The following is a 20,195-nucleotide window of genomic DNA, read 5'->3' on the forward strand; positions in this document are numbered from 1 at the left end:
CTCTTATGGCATTCTTTCTGCTCAATCAAGAATTTCTTTTTTTGAACTAATAGAAAAACAAAATGAAAACATGCCATAACCTATTTGTGGGAGTAGGTTTTTTTATCCTTTGTTGTACTATGTTTACTGCTTGTGTAAACCATATTTCGGAGGAAGAAGGGGAAATCATTAATAATGGAGATATTCCGTTGAAGTTTGTAGCTGATATTCATGAGATCATGAATACTCGTGTAGTAAACAATAGTTTTGGAGAAAAAGATGAAGTGGGATTATTTGCACTTGCAGGAACTACTACAATGCAAGAAGAACGTTATGCAGATAATCTTCATTTTGTGCGTTCATCTACTGGTGAGTTTGTATCTGATGAGTCGGTTTACTATCCGGATGATGGAGTTACATTGAATTTAATCAGTTATTATCCATATCAGAAGGGCGGGGTAGTAATGGGTGAAAGTTCCATGCAAGTGACCGTTGCAACAACTCAAGATAAACTGGATGATTATTCTCATTCTGATTTTCTAGTTGCTTCCAAAAAGGAAGTATTAGCCAGTAAAGATGCAGTTGCTTTGACTTACAATCACCAGTTTTTTCGTATGAAAATAGTCCTTGTCCCCGGAGAGGGAGAGAATATAGAAAATATGTTGTCTGTTGAACCTACACTTTCTGTGAGCGGATTTTATACTAAAACTATTTATGATTTTCAGAAGAAAACATTCTCTGCCTATTCTGAAGAGAAAGATATTACTCCTGCAGGAGAATGGGAAATAAAAGACGGTCGACTGGTAGGAAAAGAGCTTATTTTGATTCCCCAAGAGGCGACTGTTGGGTATCAATACATAACATTGGAAGCTGCCGGCAAACTATATACCAGTTTATTACCATCCACTTTACAATTGGAAAGTGGAAAACAGAGAGAGTTGGAAATAACGTTTGTATCGGCCGAAGATATATTAATGAGTAAAGTGAACGGAGAAATCGGAGATTGGGATGGGACAGAAGTGGATCATACCGAATCGGGTATTTTGCATAAATACATAGATGTATCGAAGCTGACTTTTGAAAAATCGAATGTGTACAAAGTGATACATTCGGGAAAACAAGTAGCCGAAATATGTAAAGAGTATCTTGTTACTCCGGATTTTTCTTCTCAAGCGATTGTTGCCTATCCGATGAAAGAAGACGGTAGCGTTAATTTATCTCAAGGGATTGTAGCACAGTTATTAGGAAAATCAGGAAAAGTGAATGGTGGAAGTGTATCATGGAATATGGAAGATCATTCATTAACCTATGTGGATGGCACCTTATTGGCTCGTCATAATGTTTATGTGCTGGCAGACGGAACAATCTCCTTATCAGTAACACTGGCAGATGATGTGTTACCTGTTTTGGCACAGGAAGATATTGTTCGTGATGTTCGTGGAGGAGTCATCCATAATTATCCGTTAGTGAAGATCGGAACTCAATACTGGATGAGGAGTAATTTGGAGACATCTTTATATGTAAACGGTGATGCGCTCCCTAAATTGAATCAGGTAACAGCAAATATAGCTGGATATTTGCAATCTACTACAGAGCATTATTTTTATACCGCTAATGTTGCGCTTTCCGGTAGGATCTTGCCAACTCACTGGAGTATACCGAATTGGGAAGACTGGAATATTTTAAAAGACTACTTGAAGGGGGAAGCTTCTTTGTTGAAGTCAGGGACCTGGTTGTCCCTGAAGACGGAAGAACAAGTGCAACCTGCAACTAATTTATCCGGTTTTAATGGTATTCCTGTAGGAATGTATGTAGGGGCTTTCCAAGCAGATTATGAGAACAAACATTTGGCATATTGGACATTGGACAATACAAATGCCACCATCGATACTAAGGTTTTCTACATGAAAAGTGATACGAATATCATAGAAGAATCTAATGCGGGTATTGATACGAAAGCTTTCGCTATTCGTTGTATTAGAAAGTAAATCAGTGAAAATTGCATCTCCTTTTCATAAATTGCTTATATTTGGGAAGTAAAACTAACTAAAAGAGAGAACTATGAAGAAGATAATAAATCCCTGGAAGGGTTTGGAAGGGTACAATTGTTTCGGTTGTGCTCCTAATAATGAAGCTGGAGTAAAAATGGAATTTTATGAGGATGGTGACGAAGTAGTGAGCATTTGGAAGCCACGTCCCGAGTATCAAGGCTGGATTGACACTTTGCATGGCGGTATTCAAGCAGTTTTGATGGATGAAATCTGTGCGTGGGTGGTGCTTCGTAAACTACAAACGACTGGAGTGACTTCGAAGATGGAAACCCGTTACCGAAAATCTGTTGATACCAAAGATTCTCATATAGTATTGCGCGCCTCTATTAAAGAAGTGAAGCGGAACATTGTCATTGTTGAAGCAAAATTATATAATGAGGATGGAGAAGTATGCACAGAATCGGTTTGTACCTACTTTACTTTCTCGAAAGAAAAGTCGAAAGACGAAATGCATTTTACGAAATGTGATGTAGAGCCGGAAGAGATATTGCCTTTAATTTGAAATAAAAACTCAAGTTTTTGTGATAAATGTTTGGTGGTTTCAAACAAATGCTTTACTTTTGTCGAAGTTAATAAAAGAAATATGAAATATACAACTACACATCATCATCATCATTTTCCTAACGAATAATCGGTGGGCGTGGATGATATTGTGTATAACTATATAAACGATAACTAAGGCTTGCCGAATACGGTAAGCCTTTTTTTATTTCTCAACGCATATTATAATTAAAAATTAAATAAAGTCATGTTAAGAATCGCAGTACAAGCCAAAGGACGTCTCTTCGAAGAGACAATGGCACTTTTAGGAGAGTCGGATATTAAGTTGAGCACTACAAAACGTACCTTATTGGTGCAGTCTTCCAATTTCCCTATTGAAGTTCTATTTCTTCGTGATGATGATATCCCGCAGACAGTGGCTACCGGTGTGGCAGACTTGGGAATTGTTGGCGAAAATGAATTTATGGAAAAGGAAGAAGATGCGGAAATCATCAAACGTTTGGGATTCAGTAAGTGTCGCCTTTCATTGGCTATGCCGAAAGATATTGAATATCCCGGTTTGTCATGGTTTAACGGTAAGAAGATCGCTACTTCTTATCCGGTTATTCTTCGCAACTTCCTGAAGAAAAATGGTGTAAATGCTGAAATTCACGTGATTACCGGTTCTGTAGAAGTGTCTCCGGGAATTGGATTGGCTGATGCTATTTTTGATATTGTAAGCTCCGGTTCTACGTTGGTAAGTAACCGTTTGAAAGAAGTGGAAGTCGTAATGAAGTCGGAAGCATTGCTGATTGGCAACAAGAATATGAGCGACGAGAAAAAAGAAGTGCTCGAAGAACTGCTGTTCCGCATGAATGCAGTAAAAACAGCCGAAGATAAAAAATATGTATTGATGAATGCTCCGAAAGATAAACTGGAAGAAATCATTGCTGTATTGCCGGGTATGAAGAGTCCTACGGTGATGCCGTTAGCACAGGAAGGCTGGTGCTCTGTCCATACAGTACTTGATGAAAAACGTTTTTGGGAAATCATTGGAAAACTGAAAGGACTGGGAGCAGAAGGCATTTTAGTACTGCCAATTGAAAAGATGATTGTATAAATATATAGGCATCTAATAAAATAGTAACCATGAGATTGATTAAATATCCCTCAAAAGAACAGTGGACGGAACTTTTGAAACGTCCGGCACTGAATACGGAAAATTTGTTCGACACTGTTCGCTCTATTATAAATAAGGTAAGAGCAGAAGGTGACAAAGCCGTCTTGAAATATGAAGCTACTTTTGATAAAGTCACCTTGTCTGCGCTTGCTGTGACTCCTGAAGAGATACAGGTTGCCGGAACATTGGTAAGCGATGAACTGAAAGCAGCCATCTCCCTGGCAAAACAAAATATTGAAACCTTTCATGCTTCCCAACGTTTTATCGGAAAGAAGGTAGAAACAATGAACGGTGTGACTTGCTGGCAAAAATCGGTAGGAATCGAAAAAGTGGGATTGTATATTCCGGGTGGAACAGCACCACTTTTCTCAACTGTATTGATGTTGGCTGTTCCGGCTAAAATTGCAGGATGCAAGGAAATCGTACTTTGCACGCCTCCCGATAAGAATGGAAATATTCATCCGGCTATTCTTTTTGCTGCGCAACTGGCAGGTGTCAGTAAAATATTCAAGGCTGGTGGTGTGCAGGCTATTGCCGCTATGGCCTATGGAACGGAGAGTGTACCTAAAGTATATAAGATATTTGGTCCAGGTAATCAATATGTGACAGCTGCCAAACAGTTGGTAAGCCTGCGTGATGTAGCTATTGATATGCCTGCCGGTCCTTCTGAAGTCGAAGTTCTGGCTGATGCATCTGCCAACCCGGTTTTTGTAGCAGCAGATCTTTTGTCACAGGCAGAACACGGAATAGATAGTCAGGCTATATTGATTACCACTTCCGAGAAGCTTCAAACAGAAGTAATGGCGGAAGTAGAACGTCAATTAGCCGAATTGCCCCGTCGTGAAATTGCTGCAAAATCATTAGAGAATAGTAAACTGATTTTAGTAAAGGATTTGGATGAAGCATTGGAACTGACTAACGCATACGCGCCGGAACACTTAATAATAGAAACGGAAAACTACATGGAAGTAGCAGAGCGTGTAACAAATGCCGGTTCTGTTTTTCTTGGATCGTTAACTCCCGAAAGTGCCGGTGACTATGCTTCCGGAACAAATCATACCTTGCCTACCAACGGTTATGCCAAAGCATATAGCGGCGTCAGTCTGGATAGTTTTATCCGCAAGATTACGTTTCAGGAAATTCTCCCGGAAGGAATAAAGGCTATTGGTCCTGCTATTGAGGAGATGGCGGCTAACGAACATTTGGATGCGCATAAAAATGCGGTCACAGTTCGTCTCAAAGCAATTCAAAATTCATAATTTAAAATTTAAAGAAGTGAAAACATTACAAGAATTAACCCGGCCGAATATCTGGAAATTAAAGCCTTACTCTTCGGCACGTGATGAATATAAAGGAGTCACCGCTTCTGTTTTCCTGGATGCAAACGAAAATCCGTACAATACGCCTCACAACCGTTATCCGGACCCTATGCAGTGTGAACTGAAAACATTGTTGTCGAAAATTAAGAAAGTATCTCCCGAACATATTTTTCTCGGAAACGGCAGTGATGAAGCCATCGACTTGGTCTTTCGTGCTTTCTGTGAACCGGGTAAAGATAATGTAGTAGCTATTGATCCTACCTATGGAATGTATCAGGTCTGTGCCGATGTAAACGATGTGGAATATCGGAAAGTATTGTTGGATGATGACTTCCAATTCTCTGCTGACAAATTGCTGGCAGTTACCGACGAGCATACCAAACTGATTTTCCTTTGTTCGCCTAATAATCCGACGGGAAATGATCTGCTTCGTTCCGAAATAGAAAAGATTCTTTGTCAGTTTGAAGGATTGGTAATGTTGGATGAGGCTTACAATGATTTTTCTAAAGCTCCGTCTTTCCTCGAAGAGTTGGATAAATATCCCAATCTCGTCGTATTCCAGACATTCTCCAAAGCCTGGGGATGTGCTGCTATCCGTTTGGGAATGGCTTTTGCTTCCAAAGAGATTATTGATATTCTTAGTAAAATCAAATATCCCTATAATGTCAACCAGTTGACTCAACAGCAAGCCATCGCCATGTTGCATAAACATTATGAGATAGAACGTTGGGTGAAAACTCTGAAGGAAGAACGTGACTATTTGGAAGCGGAATTTGAAAAGCTTCCATGTACCATTAAACTGTTCCCGTCTGATGCGAATTTCTTTTTGGCAAAAGTGACGGATGCCGTGAAAATCTACAATTATTTGGTAGGTGAAGGAATTATTGTGCGTAATCGCCATAACATTTCGCTTTGCTGCAACTGTTTGCGTGTGACTGTCGGTACCCGTGTAGAGAATAATACACTATTAGCCACCCTTAAAAAATACCCGGGATAATTTATGAAGAAGAAAGTATTATTTATAGATAGAGATGGTACGTTGGTGATCGAACCTCCCGTAGATTACCAACTCGACTCATTGGAGAAGCTGGAATTCTATCCGAAAGTATTCCGTAATTTAGGTTTTATCCGCAGCAAACTCTATTTTGAATTTGTGATGGTCACCAATCAGGATGGATTGGGTACATCTTCCTTCCCGGAAGAAACGTTTTGGCCTGCCCATAATCTGATGCTTAAAACATTAGAAGGAGAGGGGATTACTTTTGATGAGATTCTAATAGACCGTAGTTTCCCGGAAGATAATGCGCCCACCCGTAAACCACGTACCGGAATGCTGACGAAGTATCTAAATAATCCGGAATACGATCTTGCCGGAAGTTTTGTGATAGGCGACCGTCCTACGGATGTGGAACTTGCCCAGAATTTGGGTTGTCGGGCAATCTATCTGCAAAATTCACCTGAAACCCTGAAAGAAAAAGGATTGGAAGAAGTCTGCGCCCTTGCAACGACCGACTGGGATCAGATAGCCGAATTCCTTTTTGCCGGAGAACGGAAAGCGGAAGTACGTCGTACAACAAAAGAAACAGATATTGATGTGACTTTGAACTTGGATGGAAACGGCGCTTGTGACATCTCTACCGGTCTTGGCTTTTTCGACCACATGCTCGAGCAGATTGGAAAACACTCCGGTATGGACTTGACGATCCGTGTAAAAGGAGATCTGGAGGTAGACGAACATCATACGATCGAAGATACCGCTATTGCATTAGGAGAATGTATTTACCAGGCTTTAGGTAGTAAGCGTGGAATTGAACGTTATGGCTATGCTTTACCGATGGATGATTGTCTTTGTCAGGTTTGTCTGGACTTTGGTGGTCGTCCCTGGCTGGTTTGGGATGCCGAATTCAAGCGTGAGAAGATAGGGGAGATGCCGACGGAAATGTTCCTTCATTTCTTTAAGTCACTAAGTGATGCGGCAAAAATGAATCTGAACATTAAGGCGGAAGGACAAAATGAACATCATAAGATAGAAGGTATTTTTAAAGCCCTTGCCCGTGCCTTGAAAATGGCAATCAAAAGAGATATCTATCATTTTGAACTTCCATCCAGCAAGGGAGTACTTTGATCTTTTTATAATAACAATATAGACTTATGCAGAAAAGAATCCTGTTAAGCCTACTTTTGGGAGTAATCTTCTCTATATCTATTTTTAGTCAGAATTTGAAAGTAGAGAAGATTACTCTTCCTGATAGTGAATTAACCAATCTGTACAAGATCGATTCGGGTGTATATCGTTCAGAGCAACCTTCGCATGAAGACTTTAAAGCTTTAGAAAAGTATGGTATTGGCGAAGCTCTCAATCTCCGTAATAGACATAGCGATGATGATGAAGCCGCAGGAACGAACGTAAAGCTTCATCGGGTAAAGACCAAAGCTCATTCCATCAATGAAGAACAGTTGATTGAAGCATTGCGTATTATAAAGAATCGTAAAGCGCCGATTGTTATCCATTGCCATCACGGATCAGATCGCACAGGAGCTGTTTGCGCACTTTATCGAGTGGTATTTCAGAATGTTTCAAAAGAAGACGCGATTCATGAAATGACTGAAGGCGGTTTTGGCTTTCATCGTATTTATAAAAATATCATTCGGAGGATTAAAGAAGCGGATATAGAGCAAATAAGAAGAAAAGTTATGTGTACAGAGGGATTTTAGTATGTAATTTTGTGCAGATACATGTCTTGCTAAAATGTTGTATCGAAGCTATGATGAGGCGTTATATTTTCTCAACTATTCTCACTGCTATGAGAAAAAATTCTCACTATAATGAGAAAATCTTCTCATAGTAATGAGTATTTTTTCTCATAGCAGTGAGAATAGTTTGATGTTTGTACTTCCCTATAAATTCTCTATTTCTTTAAGCCACATAGCTGAATTGGCATCACTAGGCATCCTCCAATCCCCCCGTGGACTAATAGAAATACTTCCTACTTTAGGTCCGTCCGGTAAGCAAGAACGTTTGAACTGCTGATTGAAGAAACGACGGAAGAAAGTGGAAAGCCATTTCTTAATGGTTTCTTCATCATACATATCTTTGAATGTCGTTTTTGCCAAATAGAATATCTTGGAAGGCCGAAAGCCGAAACGTAAGAAATAATATAGGAAAAAGTCGTGCAGTTCATAAGGACCTACCAGATCTTCTGTTTTCTGTTTAATTTCTCCGTTCTCATCCGCCGGAATCAATTCCGGGCTAATAGGAGTGTCTACAATATCAAGCAAAGTAGCTTTCGAGTTTTCGTCCATACCGTTTTCTGCCACCCATTGTACTAAATATTTCACAAGTGTTTTGGGAACACTCGCATTTACCCCGTACATGGACATGTGATCGCCGTTGTAAGTAGCCCATCCCAATGCAAGTTCGGATAAATCCCCTGTGCCGATAACCATTCCCCAAGTCTGATTGGCCACATCCATTAGTATTTGTGTACGTTCGCGCGCTTGCGAATTCTCGTATGTAACGTCATGTACATTCATGTCATGTTCGATGTCCTTAAAATGTTGGATGCAGGCATCTTTAATACTAATTTCACGGATGGATATACCTAATGATTTCATTAGATCGATCGCATTATGGTAGGTGCGGTCAGTCGTTCCGAAACCCGGCATCGTGATTCCGAGAATACCTTTCCGGGATAATCCCAGTTTATCGAAGGTCTTCACGCAGACGAGCAGTGCCAGTGTTGAGTCTAGTCCGCCTGAAATACCCACTACAGCTGTTTTGGCTCCGGTGTGAACTAATCTTTGTGCTAGTCCGGCCACTTGGATAGAGAATATTTCTTCGCAATGTTCATTTAGCTCAATTCCTTGTGGTACGAAAGGATGGGCATTGAACTTCCGGGTTAAGGTCAGTTCTTTGCTGTTGACAAATTCTGTTGCGATAGAAACCGCCTTCTTGTCTCCTAAATTTGCCTGATTAGCGGCGAAGGTAGTATTTATTCTGCGTTCTGCCCGGATGCGTTCCACATCAATTTCGCTGATAATCAGTTGCTCTTTCATACTGAAACGTTCGCTGCGTGCAAGCAGTGAACCGTTTTCATAAATCAGCCCATTACCGGCAAAAACCACATCGGTAGTAGATTCTCCAAAGCCACAAGACGAGAATACATATCCGGCAATACAACGTGCAGATTGTTGGCTGATGAGAGAACAAAGATAATTGTTCTTTCCAATGCCTTCATTATCAGCAGACATATTGAACAGAATCTCTGCCCCTTGTAGTGCCAGTGAGGAACTTGGAGGTATAGTAGACCAAAGGTCCTCGCATATCTCAATGCCAAAAGTCGTATCTGAAGTCTCAAAAAGCAGATTTGCACCTATGGGAACGATTTGTCCACACAGGCGTACATTGTTTGTAGCCAACTGAAGCGCTGATGTGAACCAACGTTGTTCGTAGAATTCTTTATAATTCGGCAGATAGGTCTTGGCTGCAACTCCCAACACTTTCCCTTTCTGAATCACTACGGCTGCATTGATAACTGTCGAATTGACAACGACAGGCATGCCAACAATAGAAATGATATCTAATTGACGGGTGTTATTCAGAATTTGCATCAGCCCCATTTCTGCTTCTTCCAGCAAAAGTTGTTGTCCGAATAGGTCACCACAAGTATATCCGGTGATACTCATTTCCGGGAAAATAATGATCTGCACTCCTTTTCCTTCAGCCACTGTAATCAGACTTTCTATCTTCTCTACATTGAATTTACAGTCAGCCACTTTTACGTGTGGCACGGCTGCAGCTACTTTTACAAATCCGTAGTTCATCTTATACCTTATTTATATATAATGAGTGCAAAAATAGGAAATAGTTTTGAATAATTATCTTTTCTATATTGAATCCTCTTAATAAGCTATTTTGTATGAGTTGTGATGTTGTTATTTGAGCAATTAAAGTAACTATCAAAATGAACGTTTATATTCAATTATCATTGAAATATGTTGTGGATTTATTTTCATTTATGGGTTTGTGTACTTAAATATGTATCAAAAAGATATAAGTGGAAATTTGGTATAAAATATGCGACATATTGTTTCTTTTATTTAAATATAATATATATATTTGTAGCCAAAATAGAACAATATTAGAAGTGTATAACACCTAAACAGAACAAGTGATATTAGTGTTTAATTTATAACTTAAGAGAGCAGATGGTCATACATTTAATTCACACAGCAGTAACACGAAAAATCTATTTGGATATTTGGCGCAATATTAAGAATTTGCCAAGTTAGTCTATTCCTATTCTATATTTATAGATAATAATAGCCTGTCCCAAGTCGGTGCAGAAAATGCATAAACCGATTTTGGGAAAGGAGTGTATTATTCTACGCGAAGACTGCGTATTCCTTATTGTAGATAAATCTATAAAAATAAATCAATTTCATTAATTTAAAATCAAAGTATCAAAGATGAGAAAATCAATTCTCTTGTTTGTACTCTTTACTCTGACAAGTATCCCCCTGTTGCTTTTTGCACAGGGTGGATATCAGGTAACGGGACACATTATTTCGGCGGAAGACAATCAGCCGATGATTGGTGTGTCTGTTTTGGAGAAGGGTACGACGAACGGAGTAATTACCGACATGAATGGTAATTACAGTATCACAGTGACGAAATCTCCCGCCACTTTGCAGTTTTCTTATGTCGGTATGAAAACGGTAGATAAGCAGGTGACTGCTTCTACTCGTATAAACTTGACAATGGAAAATGACGCGCAGATGGTGGACGAAGTAGTGGTAGTAGCGTACGGTGTACGTAAAAAAGGTACAATAGCCGGTTCTGTATCCACTGTGAGGGCGGAAAAAATGGAAAATGTACCTGCTGCCAGTTTTGACCAGGCATTGCAGGGACAGGCACCGGGATTAATGGTTATGTCCGGTTCTGGTGAACCGAGTGTAGCTGCTTCATTTCAGATTCGAGGTATCAATTCTTTGAGTTCGGGGACTTCTCCCTTGTTTATCCTTGACGGGATGCCTGTATCTAGTGGTGATTTCAACACTTTGAACCCAAGTGATATCGAATCGATATCCGTATTAAAAGATGCCTCTTCTACCTCTATCTACGGAGCGCGTGCGGCAAACGGTGTGGTGGTGATAACTACAAAGCGCGGTTTGGCCCTAGACAAAGCTAAAGTAACATTTCGTACTCAATTGGGCATCTCTCAGTTGGCTCAGGATAAATGGAACCAGATGAATACTGAAGAACGTATTCTGTTTGAGAAAGAAGTGGGATTGGATAAAGGAAAAGACTATGATCTTCTTCGTAAAACCGATATTAATTGGCTTGATGTGGTATTTAATGACAAAGCTATGCTGCAAAATTATGAAGTATCGGTGAACCGTGCTACTGACCGTTTAAATTATTATGTGTCGGGTAACTTTTTTGACCAGGATGGAATTGCACAAGGGTCAGGATTCAGACGTTATAATATGCGTGCAAATGCAGACGTAAAAGCTAGTAATTGGCTTAAAGTTGGTACTACTTCCACTGTGTCTTATGAAGATATTGAACAGGCGCAGACTGGAGAATATACTTCAGTAACTCCAATTTCTGCTTCACACTTTATGATGCCTTACTGGAATCCTTATAATGAAGATGGATCGATAGCTTCAACTAAAGATGACAGTTGGACGGGAACCAATCAAAATCCGCTCGATTGGATGCGGAATAATCCTGTTAGTTATAAAAAATATAAAGTATTGTCCACTTTATATGCCGAAGTAAATCCCATTAAAGGCTTGACCATAAAGTCACAGTTTGCTGCAGATTATGCGCATATGACAGCGTTTAGACAATCCTTTCCGAGTTTTTCCACAAATAATGGTTCGGGGAATGCCGGGCGTAGTTCTAATGACAGATTGAGTCTGACAATTACTAATACTGCTAATTACATGTTTACATTGAGGGAAAAACATTCTTTTAATTTTTTATTAGGACAGGAAGGAGTAGATGCCCAGTCAGAAGGATTCTCCATTTCTATGAGAGGACAGAACAATGATCTTCTTACTAATATTTCGAATGGTACGCTAGCTGCCTCTTGGTCGGATACGGCGGCAGGAACCCTTTATTCCTATTCATACCTCTCTTTCTTCGGAAGAGGCGAGTATAATTATGATGGTCGCTATTATGTAGACTTTTCATTGCGTACTGATGCTTCTTCCCGTTTTGGTAAGGACAATCGATGGGGTGCTTTCTGGTCTGTCGGATTGATGTGGAACCTTAAGAAAGAAAAGTTTCTAAATGAGTGTAAATGGTTGACAACCACTCGTCTAGCTCTCAGTACGGGTACTTCCGGTAACTCGGACATCGGCTATTATGCATGGCAGTCTTTGGTGAAAGGCGGAATGGACTATATGGGTGAAACTGGTATTTACCCTGCTCAAAGCGGTAATCCCGATTTGAGTTGGGAGAAAACATGGACCACTAACTTGGCTTTGCATTTGGGCTTTTGGAACCGGATAAACTTGGACGTTGAGTTATATAATAAGAAGACTACGGATATGTTGATGGATGTTCCGCAGTCTTATGCAGTGAATGGTTCGGGAAGCCGTTGGGACAATATCGGAGCAATGGTCAACCGGGGTGTGGAAGTCATGGTGAACGGTGATGTTATCCGTACAAAAGATTTCTCATGGAATCTGAGCGCAAATTTCTCATATAATAAGAATAAAATTACCGAGCTCTATAATGGAGTAGATGAATACGAAATTGCAAGTACCAATCTTAAGTATGTGGTAGGTCGGTCATCTACTGAATTTTATATTAATCGCTATGCTGGAGTCAATCCTGCTAATGGCGATGCGTTGTGGTATACAAAAGATGGTGAGATAACAACTGAATTCAGAGATTCTGATAAAGTGATGACTGGCAAGAGCTTTGTGGCTCCATGGCAAGGTGGATTTGGTACGACATTAACGTGGAAAGATATTTCACTGGCTGCACAATTTAGTTGGGTGGCTGATCGTTGGGTGTTTAACAATGACCGTTATCTGGATGAAGGAAACGGGCTGTTTGAAACATATAATCAGTCCCGTCGATTGCTTTATGACCGTTGGAAGAAGCCGGGTGACGTGACGGATATACCTCGTTATGGAGTTACTCCGCAAATGGATTCTCGCTTTTTGGAAGATGCCTCTTTTTTGAGATTAAAAAATTTGATGCTTAGTTACAACTTCCCTCAAGCATTGCTTAAAAAGACTAATTTTTTGACGCATTTGAGAGTGTTTGTGCAAGGACAAAATCTGCTCACATTCACCAAATTCTCAGGGCTTGATCCTGAAGGTGTGAGCAATATGTATCAGGCACAGTATCCTTCAACTCGCCAGTTTACTTTTGGTCTGGAAGTTTCATTCTAAACATATAACTATAAAACAATGAAGAATAAGATAAAGATTTATTTGTTGTTGATAGCTGTGGGCATTGGCTCCGTATCATGTTTGGACAAGTATCCCGACGATGCTATCCAAGCCGGCCAGGCTATCAAAACAGTGGACGATGCTAATCAGGCAATTATTGGCATCTATGCGGCATTTAAGGATGCTTCGCTCTATAGCGGACGTCTGACGTTGTTGCCCGATTTGCAGACCGATCTTGTGTATGCCGTTACCGGATATTCGAATCAATACGGTGATTTGTGGCGTTGGAATATATTAGCTACCAATGAAGATATCGAGGCTGTATATGGAGCTTTGTATGCTATTATTAATCGTTGTAACTTCTTGTTAGATTATATTCCGGGAGTACAGCAAAGCACGACGGACGATGACGCACTCGATAAACTGGAAATGATTCACGGTGAAGCCCTTTTTGCTCGGGCGTTGTGTTATTCCGAACTAATTAAGCTATTCTGTAATTCATATGAAAGTGATGGGGAAGCAGAAAATGAACTGGGAGTAGTGCTTACTTCTCATTATGATTCGGTAGACAATACCCGTCGTGCTTCGTTGAAAGATTCTTATCAATTTGTACTGGATGATCTTGAATTGGCTGCTGAATACTTGAAAATAGATGAAAACAGTGTGTCAAAGGACGACCTTTACAGCACTACGTATATTAATGAATATACGGTTTATGCTCTCCGTGCTCGGATTGCTTTATATATGAAGCATTATACTGAGGCAATCAAGTATTCCACCAAAGTCATTGACAGTGGTTATTATGTGCTTTCAAGTGCATCTATACAATATGGAAGTACCGGCCAGAGTTTCTATCAGTATATGTGGACGAATGATGCTTCGACTGAAATAATTTGGAAGGTGGGTTTTACACCTACTTCTTATGGCGGGGCTTTAGGTACAATATTTTTTAATTATGATTATTCAACAGTACGTCCTGACTATGTACCTGCAAAATGGGCCTTAGAATTATACGATCCGTACGATCTTCGTTTCTCAATTTTTTTCCAAACATATCTAACAGGATATCCACATGCATTGCAATGGTCATTACTTCAGAAATATTGGGGAAATACCACTCTCATGGAAAGCTATAACATTCGTCACGTCTCTATGCCGAAACCATTTCGATTGTCAGAGCAATACCTTATCCGTGCGGAAGCATACTGCTTTAAAAATTCACCCGACTACGGAAGTGCAGGCAAAGATCTCGGAACTTTATGTGCTGCGCGTTATTCTTCGTATAGCGGTGGCGTGAGTGTATCTGAGAAGAATGCTTTGGAGGTAATCGAACAAGAACGTGTGAAGGAACTTTATATGGAAGGTTTCCGTCTTCAGGACCTAAAACGTTGGCACAAAGGATTTGAAAGAAAGCCGCAGAGCGAGTCACTGGACAATGGTAGCAGTTTGAAAGTGGAGAAAGACGATCCGCGCTTTGTATGGCCTATTCCTCAAAATGAGTTGGATGCACCGGGATCAGACATTCAACCGAATGAAAGCAATAAATAATAGTTTTTAAAATCAATAAACATGAAAAAGATTTTTATTGGATTATCAGCCATATTCGCCTTCGCGTTCGGATTCACCGGTTGCGACACCGATTATGTTACATATAGCGGTCCCGATTATATCATGTTCTCCGATACATTGACCGTACTTCCGGTTCAAAACAATGAGGAGTATTTCGATATACCAGTGGCGGCTACCGAAGCTTGTAGCTACGATCGAACGTTAGGAGTGGAGATTTTGGATAAAAAGACGAATGCGGTGGAAGGGCGGCATTTTTCTCTCGAATCAAACACGGTGACCATCAAGGCGGGTGAGCGCACTGCGAATGTTCGCATACGTGGTATTTATGATAATATAGAGGTTACCGATTCGTTGGGAATGGTTCTCCAACTGGTCAGTAAGGAAGAATCTAAGTGGGAACTCTATGGAACCGAAACGAAGGTGATTTTGGAGAAAGTATGTCCGTTTGATATTCATTTGTTTGAAGGTTATGCTTTAATAGTAACTTCTACTTATTTTGGTTCGTATATGAAGGATGTAAGCCAGCGGTTAATTCGTACAAAAGTTGATCCCAATGCAGAAAACACTATCATTATGAAAGACTACTTCTATAAAGGATATGACCTCAAAGTGAAGTTTACTACCAACGACCTGCTTAATCCGTTGATTGAAATGGAAGATCAACCGTTTGCTTCTACTATGGAAGCTTTTGATACAATTTATGGTGATTGGGAAGTGTGGGCATATCAATCAGGGTATTACCTCTCTTATTATAGTAGTTGTGAAAGATTTATTTTCCAGTATATGACATTACATGTACCAGGTATGCCTGCTGGAAAAGATGAAGTCGGTACTTACATAAATGTAGTGAAATGGGTCAGTGATGACGAAGCGCAAATTCTTATCGAAGAAGGCGTCAATAATTCATTAAAATAATAATAAAAAATAGAAATATGAGAAAGTTTAAACAAAGAAACTTGGTTGCGCATATACGGAAGTTCAGTTTGGAAAGCTGTTTCACGGCTCTGTTCATGGCGTTATGCATTAGTGCTTGTTCGGACGACGACGATGCAGCAAAAGTGGTTTTTCCCGAAAAACAAACTGTCAATTGTGTATATGGTGATACAAAAGAATTGAATTTTGAAGCGAATGCCAACTGGCAGTTGACTTCTTCGGCTACATGGTGCCGGTTTATGAATGATGGTCATGAAGATTATTCTTTGTCGGGAACTGCTGGAAAGCAGACTGTGACATTAAAGATTACCGATGAAGTTGTGGCGTTCGATGCACCTACCGTTGCTCATTTGACTATGATGATAGGAGCGGATAAGGCGATTATTGCTGATGTGGTGCGTGATAATAAAACGCGTGAATTGAAGATTTACGATATGGAAGGCAATGAAATCCAAGAAATAGAAGTCGGATATGATGATTATAAACCTTTTCAAGTAAAGGCTAACTTCCGTTTTGCTGCAACTAACAGACCGGAATGGTTGGAGGTAGCCGGCAATGCTATTGTAGGTACTGTAAATGAAATGACAAAAGGTGAGGTCAAAGTGATTGATAATCCTCTGTATGCAAAGTATGTACAAAATGGTACATTGACTTTTGCCGACGAAGATGGGGTTATGTCTTATTCATTCCCTTTGGTATATAAAGGTATGGATCCGAAAAAAATTAAGATACTTAACTCTAATCCTTGGAATTGGGAAGTGTCATTGGATGGCAAGACATTCATACAAACAAGCAGTGCAGGAGCCAGTGCTTCTACTACAACTTCTACTTATAATAAATTTATACCCTATACCGTGCAGGCTTTGAATGATGAAGTAGTTCCGGTGTACATTCAGAAAGTGGTTGAATATGGAATGGTGCAGATGAAAATTGGAGAAGAAGATGGAGTGGACTGGATAAAACTTGAAGATGATAAAAAAGGTAATTTGCGATTGAAAGTCAATGATTCTTCTGAAGAAAGAGAAGGATACGTGTTACTATTACCTCAAGCGTTATATGATGAAATTAAAGATGAATTATGGGAAAATTTGATAGAAATGGATATGGAAACATACGAACAGGATATCAAATATACTTATCAACAAAATAATCTTTTGATTAATTTTGTGCAGAAAGAGAAAAAGCAAGAGGTGGCACAGGCGTTTAAAGTGACTTACTTTGATTCAAGTTGGAATACACAAGAAGCTATTTGTACGAAGGTTACTGATACCGATATAATAAATTTATATCCAGATGTAAGTGATATTTATACTATGGAGTGGCCTTCTGCTCAAGGCGGGGTTACCATTGATCCATTAGAGGGTGATTTCGAATTAGAATGGAATTTTAAAGTAATGCGTAATGGTGAAGATATAACTTCGGAAAAAATTTGTGAAGGTAGTGATACATCATTGAATGCTTTTATTGAGGGTACTTTGACAGAAGAATTCCATATTCTGATTGAGAAAGATGGTGAAATAAAAAAAGTACTTATTGTTACTCCAAATTATAATTAATCATTGAATAAATGAATAAGAAACTATATTCCATATTATTCTTTGTTCCCCTCATTGTTTCTTTATTGGCAATGACGGTGGTGACAGGATGCTCTGATGATGACGAGCCGCTACAATCCACTTATGGATATGTGCAGTTTAAGTTATTAAAGAGTGCATCCATGGACAAAGGTACGACAACTCGTGCAGTGACCGATAAGCTAGATAAGCTAAGCGATGCACAGAAAGTGAAAGTTGTCATGCAATACAATGGTTCAACTATTACTCAGACTTTGTTACTGGATTCATACAATGCAGAAAATGCAGAATTCGGATTGCGTAGTGATAAGTTGAAGTTGCTCACAGGAACCTATACTATCATTGGTTATTATTTGTATGATAAGTTGGATAATGTATTATATGCCGGACCTGCCGGAAAGGATAATGTATTTACGATTATTGCTGACGGTTTGCATACTCAAAAGTTGAGTGTAGATGCAGTGTCACGAGGTATGGTCACATTTAAATTGGTGAAGGACTTTGTGAAAACTCGCGCGGCTGAGGATGAAGCATATCCATTGAGCAATATTTTATCAATTGATATCACAGTGAAGAACGTTTTCACTCAAGAGCTGACTACGATAGAAAAGATTCGGGTAAAATATGTAGAAGACTTTACCGATGAGCCTGCCGACGGATATGGCGACAGAAACCAGGAAACGTCTTATGCAGAGTGCGACACAGTGGCATGGCTGAAAGCAGGTACGTACCAAATAAGCAGTTACAAAACCTATTCGGATGAAAAGGCTAATAATTCATTGGAGGTGGCAACTGTACAGACTTCCAAGTCGTTTGTCGTGAAAGATAATGAAGTGACAAAGGACGCGGAAGTACCTATCCGTCTTGACGAAACAGCCGAATATATTAAAGATTATATAGCACTGAAAGCTATTTGGGAAAAGATGGGCGGTCCGTCATGGAAGTATTATGGGGAATCCGCACCGATGGGAGTTAATTGGAATTTCAATAAGGATATTGACATGTGGGGTAACCAGCCCGGTGTGCAGTTGTTGGAGAATGGTCGCGTAGCTCTAATATCGCTTGCCGGATTTGGCGCTGAGGGCGTTGTGCCCGATGAAATTGGACAATTCACTGAATTGAGAATTTTATCATTAGGAACACATGATGAAAAGCTCGGTGGACACTTGTTCGACAACTATTCCGTCAACATGAGCGACGAACAACGTAAGGCTATGCGAATGGATTATGATACGAAATTTCTTTCTAGGGATGCTCGGGAAGATTTGTCTACTATTCTACGCAAAGGAATTAACGATAATCCGAAAATGAGTCCCATCAAGAGCAGTCGTATTTCTACGAAAGATGTGCAGTTTGGTGCTTTGACGAATAAAATTACTGGCGTATCTAAAGCTATCATGAGGCTGACGAAATTGGAACAATTCTTTATATCTAATTCACCTGTCAGAAGTGATGGACTCTTTGTGAATGTGAAACCTGATTCGCCTTACTATGAGGAACAGGAGGAATGGAATTGGAAGAATATGGCAACTTTGACGGATATAGAAATCTACAATTGTCCTCACTTGGAAAAACTGCCTGTAGATATGTTGAAGCAGTTGCCTGAATTGGTCTCACTCAATATTGCTCATAATCCGAGTATAGATGGAGACCAATTGAAAAGTGATTGGGAAGCGCTGCTTGGAGAAGATTCACAGTGTGCAGATAAGATTCAGCTTCTTTATATGGGATATAATAAGCTTAAAGAATTTCCTGAATATGGTCTTCTGAAGAAAATGAAAAAATTAACACTTTTGGATTGTACTAACAATGAAATTGAAATATTACATCCTTTTGGCAAGGAAGTCAAACTCATGAAAGTGTATCTGGATAATAATAAAATAAAAGAAATCCCGGGTGTTGAGGATGGCAATGGATTGAAATATTTCTTCGGCTGGAATGATGTGGAAACTTTAAGTTGCACAAACAATCAGTTGACGGAAGTGCCGAATATTTTCAATGCTAAGTCCGATTACGTGATGGGGACAGTAGACTTCTCTAACAATCTGATAGATAAATTTGAGGATGGTGAGAATCATCGGGGTATCAATGCTTCTACTGTAAATTTGCACCATAACAAATTTACGATATTCCCTAAACTTTTGTTTGAGAAAGAATCACCGATGCAAACACTGAACCTTTCCGCCAACGGTATGACAACCATTCCTAAAGGGGCACTGAAGGGAAAGACGTCTTTGGAGTATCTCACTAGCCTTGACCTGACTTATAATAAGTTAAGTTCGCTGACAGATGATTTTTATGTGATTAATATGCCGATATTGTACGGATTGGATTTAAGCTATAATAGATTCTCCAAATTCCCTTCTCAACCGCTGTCTATCAATTATCTGGTAGTGTTCGGCATTAGCCACCAACGGGATGATAACGGTAATAGAACACTGCGTGAATGGCCTACGGGACTTTATAAAAATCCGAGTCTTAAGGTCTTTTATATCGGTTCAAATGATTTACGTAAAATTGATGATACCATTTCGTCGACTATCGTGTTGTTTGAAATCAAGGATAATCCGAATATTTCGATTGACATGAGCGGGATATGTCCGTATATTAGAGCTGGACAATATACGTTGATTTATGATAAGTCGCAGGACATCCGCGGTTGTGATGCGCTTGATTTGGATAAATAAACAAAATA

The 20,195-nt window shown here is 39.7% G+C and carries 13 protein-coding genes; 12 read left to right on the forward strand and 1 reads right to left on the reverse strand.

Going from position 1 to position 20,195, the window contains the following annotated elements; translation table 11 throughout:
* Nucleotides 1-62 precede the first annotated feature (62 nt).
* The 7 genes from HMPREF0106_RS04060 (at nt 63) to HMPREF0106_RS04030 (ending at nt 7,724) form a co-directional block, all read left to right on the forward strand.
* Entirely contained in the window at nt 63-1,967 is a 1,905-nt protein-coding gene (locus HMPREF0106_RS04060) for a fimbrillin family protein (RefSeq protein ID WP_009040900.1), read from the forward strand.
* 73 nt (nt 1,968-2,040) lie between these two features.
* A complete protein-coding gene (locus HMPREF0106_RS04055; protein WP_004310812.1) occupies nt 2,041-2,532 on the forward strand; it encodes a PaaI family thioesterase in 492 nt (163 codons plus the stop codon).
* A 246-nt stretch (nt 2,533-2,778) separates the two neighbouring features.
* Entirely contained in the window at nt 2,779-3,630 is an 852-nt protein-coding gene (gene hisG, locus HMPREF0106_RS04050; RefSeq protein ID WP_004310813.1) for an ATP phosphoribosyltransferase, read from the forward strand.
* 29 nt (nt 3,631-3,659) lie between these two features.
* Nucleotides 3,660-4,949 carry a histidinol dehydrogenase gene (gene hisD, locus HMPREF0106_RS04045; protein WP_008643282.1) on the forward strand — a complete coding sequence of 430 codons (1,290 nt, stop codon included), beginning with the start codon at nt 3,660-3,662 and terminating at the stop codon, nt 4,947-4,949.
* Complete coding sequence (hisC, locus tag HMPREF0106_RS04040) at nt 4,909-6,006, forward strand: histidinol-phosphate transaminase (protein WP_050427896.1); 1,098 nt, start codon at nt 4,909-4,911, stop codon at nt 6,004-6,006. Before hisD ends, hisC begins: the two co-directional genes overlap by 41 nt.
* Nucleotides 6,007-6,009: 3 nt before the next feature.
* A complete protein-coding gene (gene hisB / locus HMPREF0106_RS04035) occupies nt 6,010-7,134 on the forward strand; it encodes a bifunctional histidinol-phosphatase/imidazoleglycerol-phosphate dehydratase HisB (RefSeq protein WP_009040901.1) in 1,125 nt (374 codons plus the stop codon).
* Nucleotides 7,135-7,160: 26 nt separating this feature from the next.
* Nucleotides 7,161-7,724, forward strand: coding sequence for a dual specificity protein phosphatase family protein (locus HMPREF0106_RS04030; RefSeq protein ID WP_004315962.1), 564 nt, complete (start codon nt 7,161-7,163; stop codon nt 7,722-7,724).
* 183 nt (nt 7,725-7,907) lie between these two features.
* On the opposite strand, the gene HMPREF0106_RS04025 is transcribed toward HMPREF0106_RS04030, so the two are convergent.
* On the reverse strand, nt 7,908-9,833 hold the full coding sequence (locus HMPREF0106_RS04025; protein WP_009040902.1) for an NAD(+) synthase: 1,926 nt from the start codon (nt 9,831-9,833) through the stop codon (nt 7,908-7,910).
* A 645-nt stretch (nt 9,834-10,478) separates the two neighbouring features.
* Between HMPREF0106_RS04025 and HMPREF0106_RS04020 the strand changes: the two genes are divergently transcribed.
* From HMPREF0106_RS04020 to HMPREF0106_RS04000, 5 genes are read left to right on the forward strand one after another with little or no spacing between them, the layout of a single operon-like run.
* Nucleotides 10,479-13,424, forward strand: coding sequence for a SusC/RagA family TonB-linked outer membrane protein (locus HMPREF0106_RS04020; RefSeq protein WP_009040903.1), 2,946 nt, complete (start codon nt 10,479-10,481; stop codon nt 13,422-13,424).
* Between the two features lie 18 nt (nt 13,425-13,442).
* Entirely contained in the window at nt 13,443-14,972 is a 1,530-nt protein-coding gene (locus HMPREF0106_RS04015) for a RagB/SusD family nutrient uptake outer membrane protein (protein ID WP_004310820.1), read from the forward strand.
* Between the two features lie 21 nt (nt 14,973-14,993).
* Nucleotides 14,994-15,908: a DUF4984 domain-containing protein gene (locus HMPREF0106_RS04010; protein WP_004310821.1), complete on the forward strand. Its 915-nt coding sequence runs from the start codon at nt 14,994-14,996 to the stop codon at nt 15,906-15,908.
* Nucleotides 15,909-15,925: 17 nt separating this feature from the next.
* Entirely contained in the window at nt 15,926-17,482 is a 1,557-nt protein-coding gene (locus HMPREF0106_RS04005) for a DUF5003 domain-containing protein (protein WP_004315960.1), read from the forward strand.
* Nucleotides 17,483-17,493: 11 nt separating this feature from the next.
* Complete coding sequence (locus tag HMPREF0106_RS04000) at nt 17,494-20,187, forward strand: DUF4458 domain-containing protein (RefSeq protein ID WP_009040904.1); 2,694 nt, start codon at nt 17,494-17,496, stop codon at nt 20,185-20,187.
* Nucleotides 20,188-20,195: the final 8 nt, after the last annotated feature.

Origin of the sequence: Bacteroides sp. D22 (genome assembly GCF_000163675.1) — a bacterium.
Taxonomy (GTDB): Bacteria; Bacteroidota; Bacteroidia; order Bacteroidales; family Bacteroidaceae; genus Bacteroides; species Bacteroides xylanisolvens.

Bases quoted from the DNA above. Each gene is read 5' to 3' on its own strand.
- HMPREF0106_RS04060 (WP_009040900.1), top strand. From the start codon at position 63: ATGAAAACATGCCATAACCTATTTGTGGGAGTAGGTTTTTTTATCCTT.
- HMPREF0106_RS04055 (WP_004310812.1), top strand. From the start codon at position 2,041: ATGAAGAAGATAATAAATCCCTGGAAGGGTTTGGAAGGGTACAATTGT.
- hisG (WP_004310813.1), top strand. From the start codon at position 2,779: ATGTTAAGAATCGCAGTACAAGCCAAAGGACGTCTCTTCGAAGAGACA.
- hisD (WP_008643282.1), top strand. From the start codon at position 3,660: ATGAGATTGATTAAATATCCCTCAAAAGAACAGTGGACGGAACTTTTG.
- hisC (WP_050427896.1), top strand. From the start codon at position 4,909: ATGCGGTCACAGTTCGTCTCAAAGCAATTCAAAATTCATAATTTAAAA.
- hisB (WP_009040901.1), top strand. From the start codon at position 6,010: ATGAAGAAGAAAGTATTATTTATAGATAGAGATGGTACGTTGGTGATC.
- HMPREF0106_RS04030 (WP_004315962.1), top strand. From the start codon at position 7,161: ATGCAGAAAAGAATCCTGTTAAGCCTACTTTTGGGAGTAATCTTCTCT.
- HMPREF0106_RS04025 (WP_009040902.1), bottom strand. From the start codon at position 9,833: ATGAACTACGGATTTGTAAAAGTAGCTGCAGCCGTGCCACACGTAAAA.
- HMPREF0106_RS04020 (WP_009040903.1), top strand. From the start codon at position 10,479: ATGAGAAAATCAATTCTCTTGTTTGTACTCTTTACTCTGACAAGTATC.
- HMPREF0106_RS04015 (WP_004310820.1), top strand. From the start codon at position 13,443: ATGAAGAATAAGATAAAGATTTATTTGTTGTTGATAGCTGTGGGCATT.
- HMPREF0106_RS04010 (WP_004310821.1), top strand. From the start codon at position 14,994: ATGAAAAAGATTTTTATTGGATTATCAGCCATATTCGCCTTCGCGTTC.
- HMPREF0106_RS04005 (WP_004315960.1), top strand. From the start codon at position 15,926: ATGAGAAAGTTTAAACAAAGAAACTTGGTTGCGCATATACGGAAGTTC.
- HMPREF0106_RS04000 (WP_009040904.1), top strand. From the start codon at position 17,494: ATGAATAAGAAACTATATTCCATATTATTCTTTGTTCCCCTCATTGTT.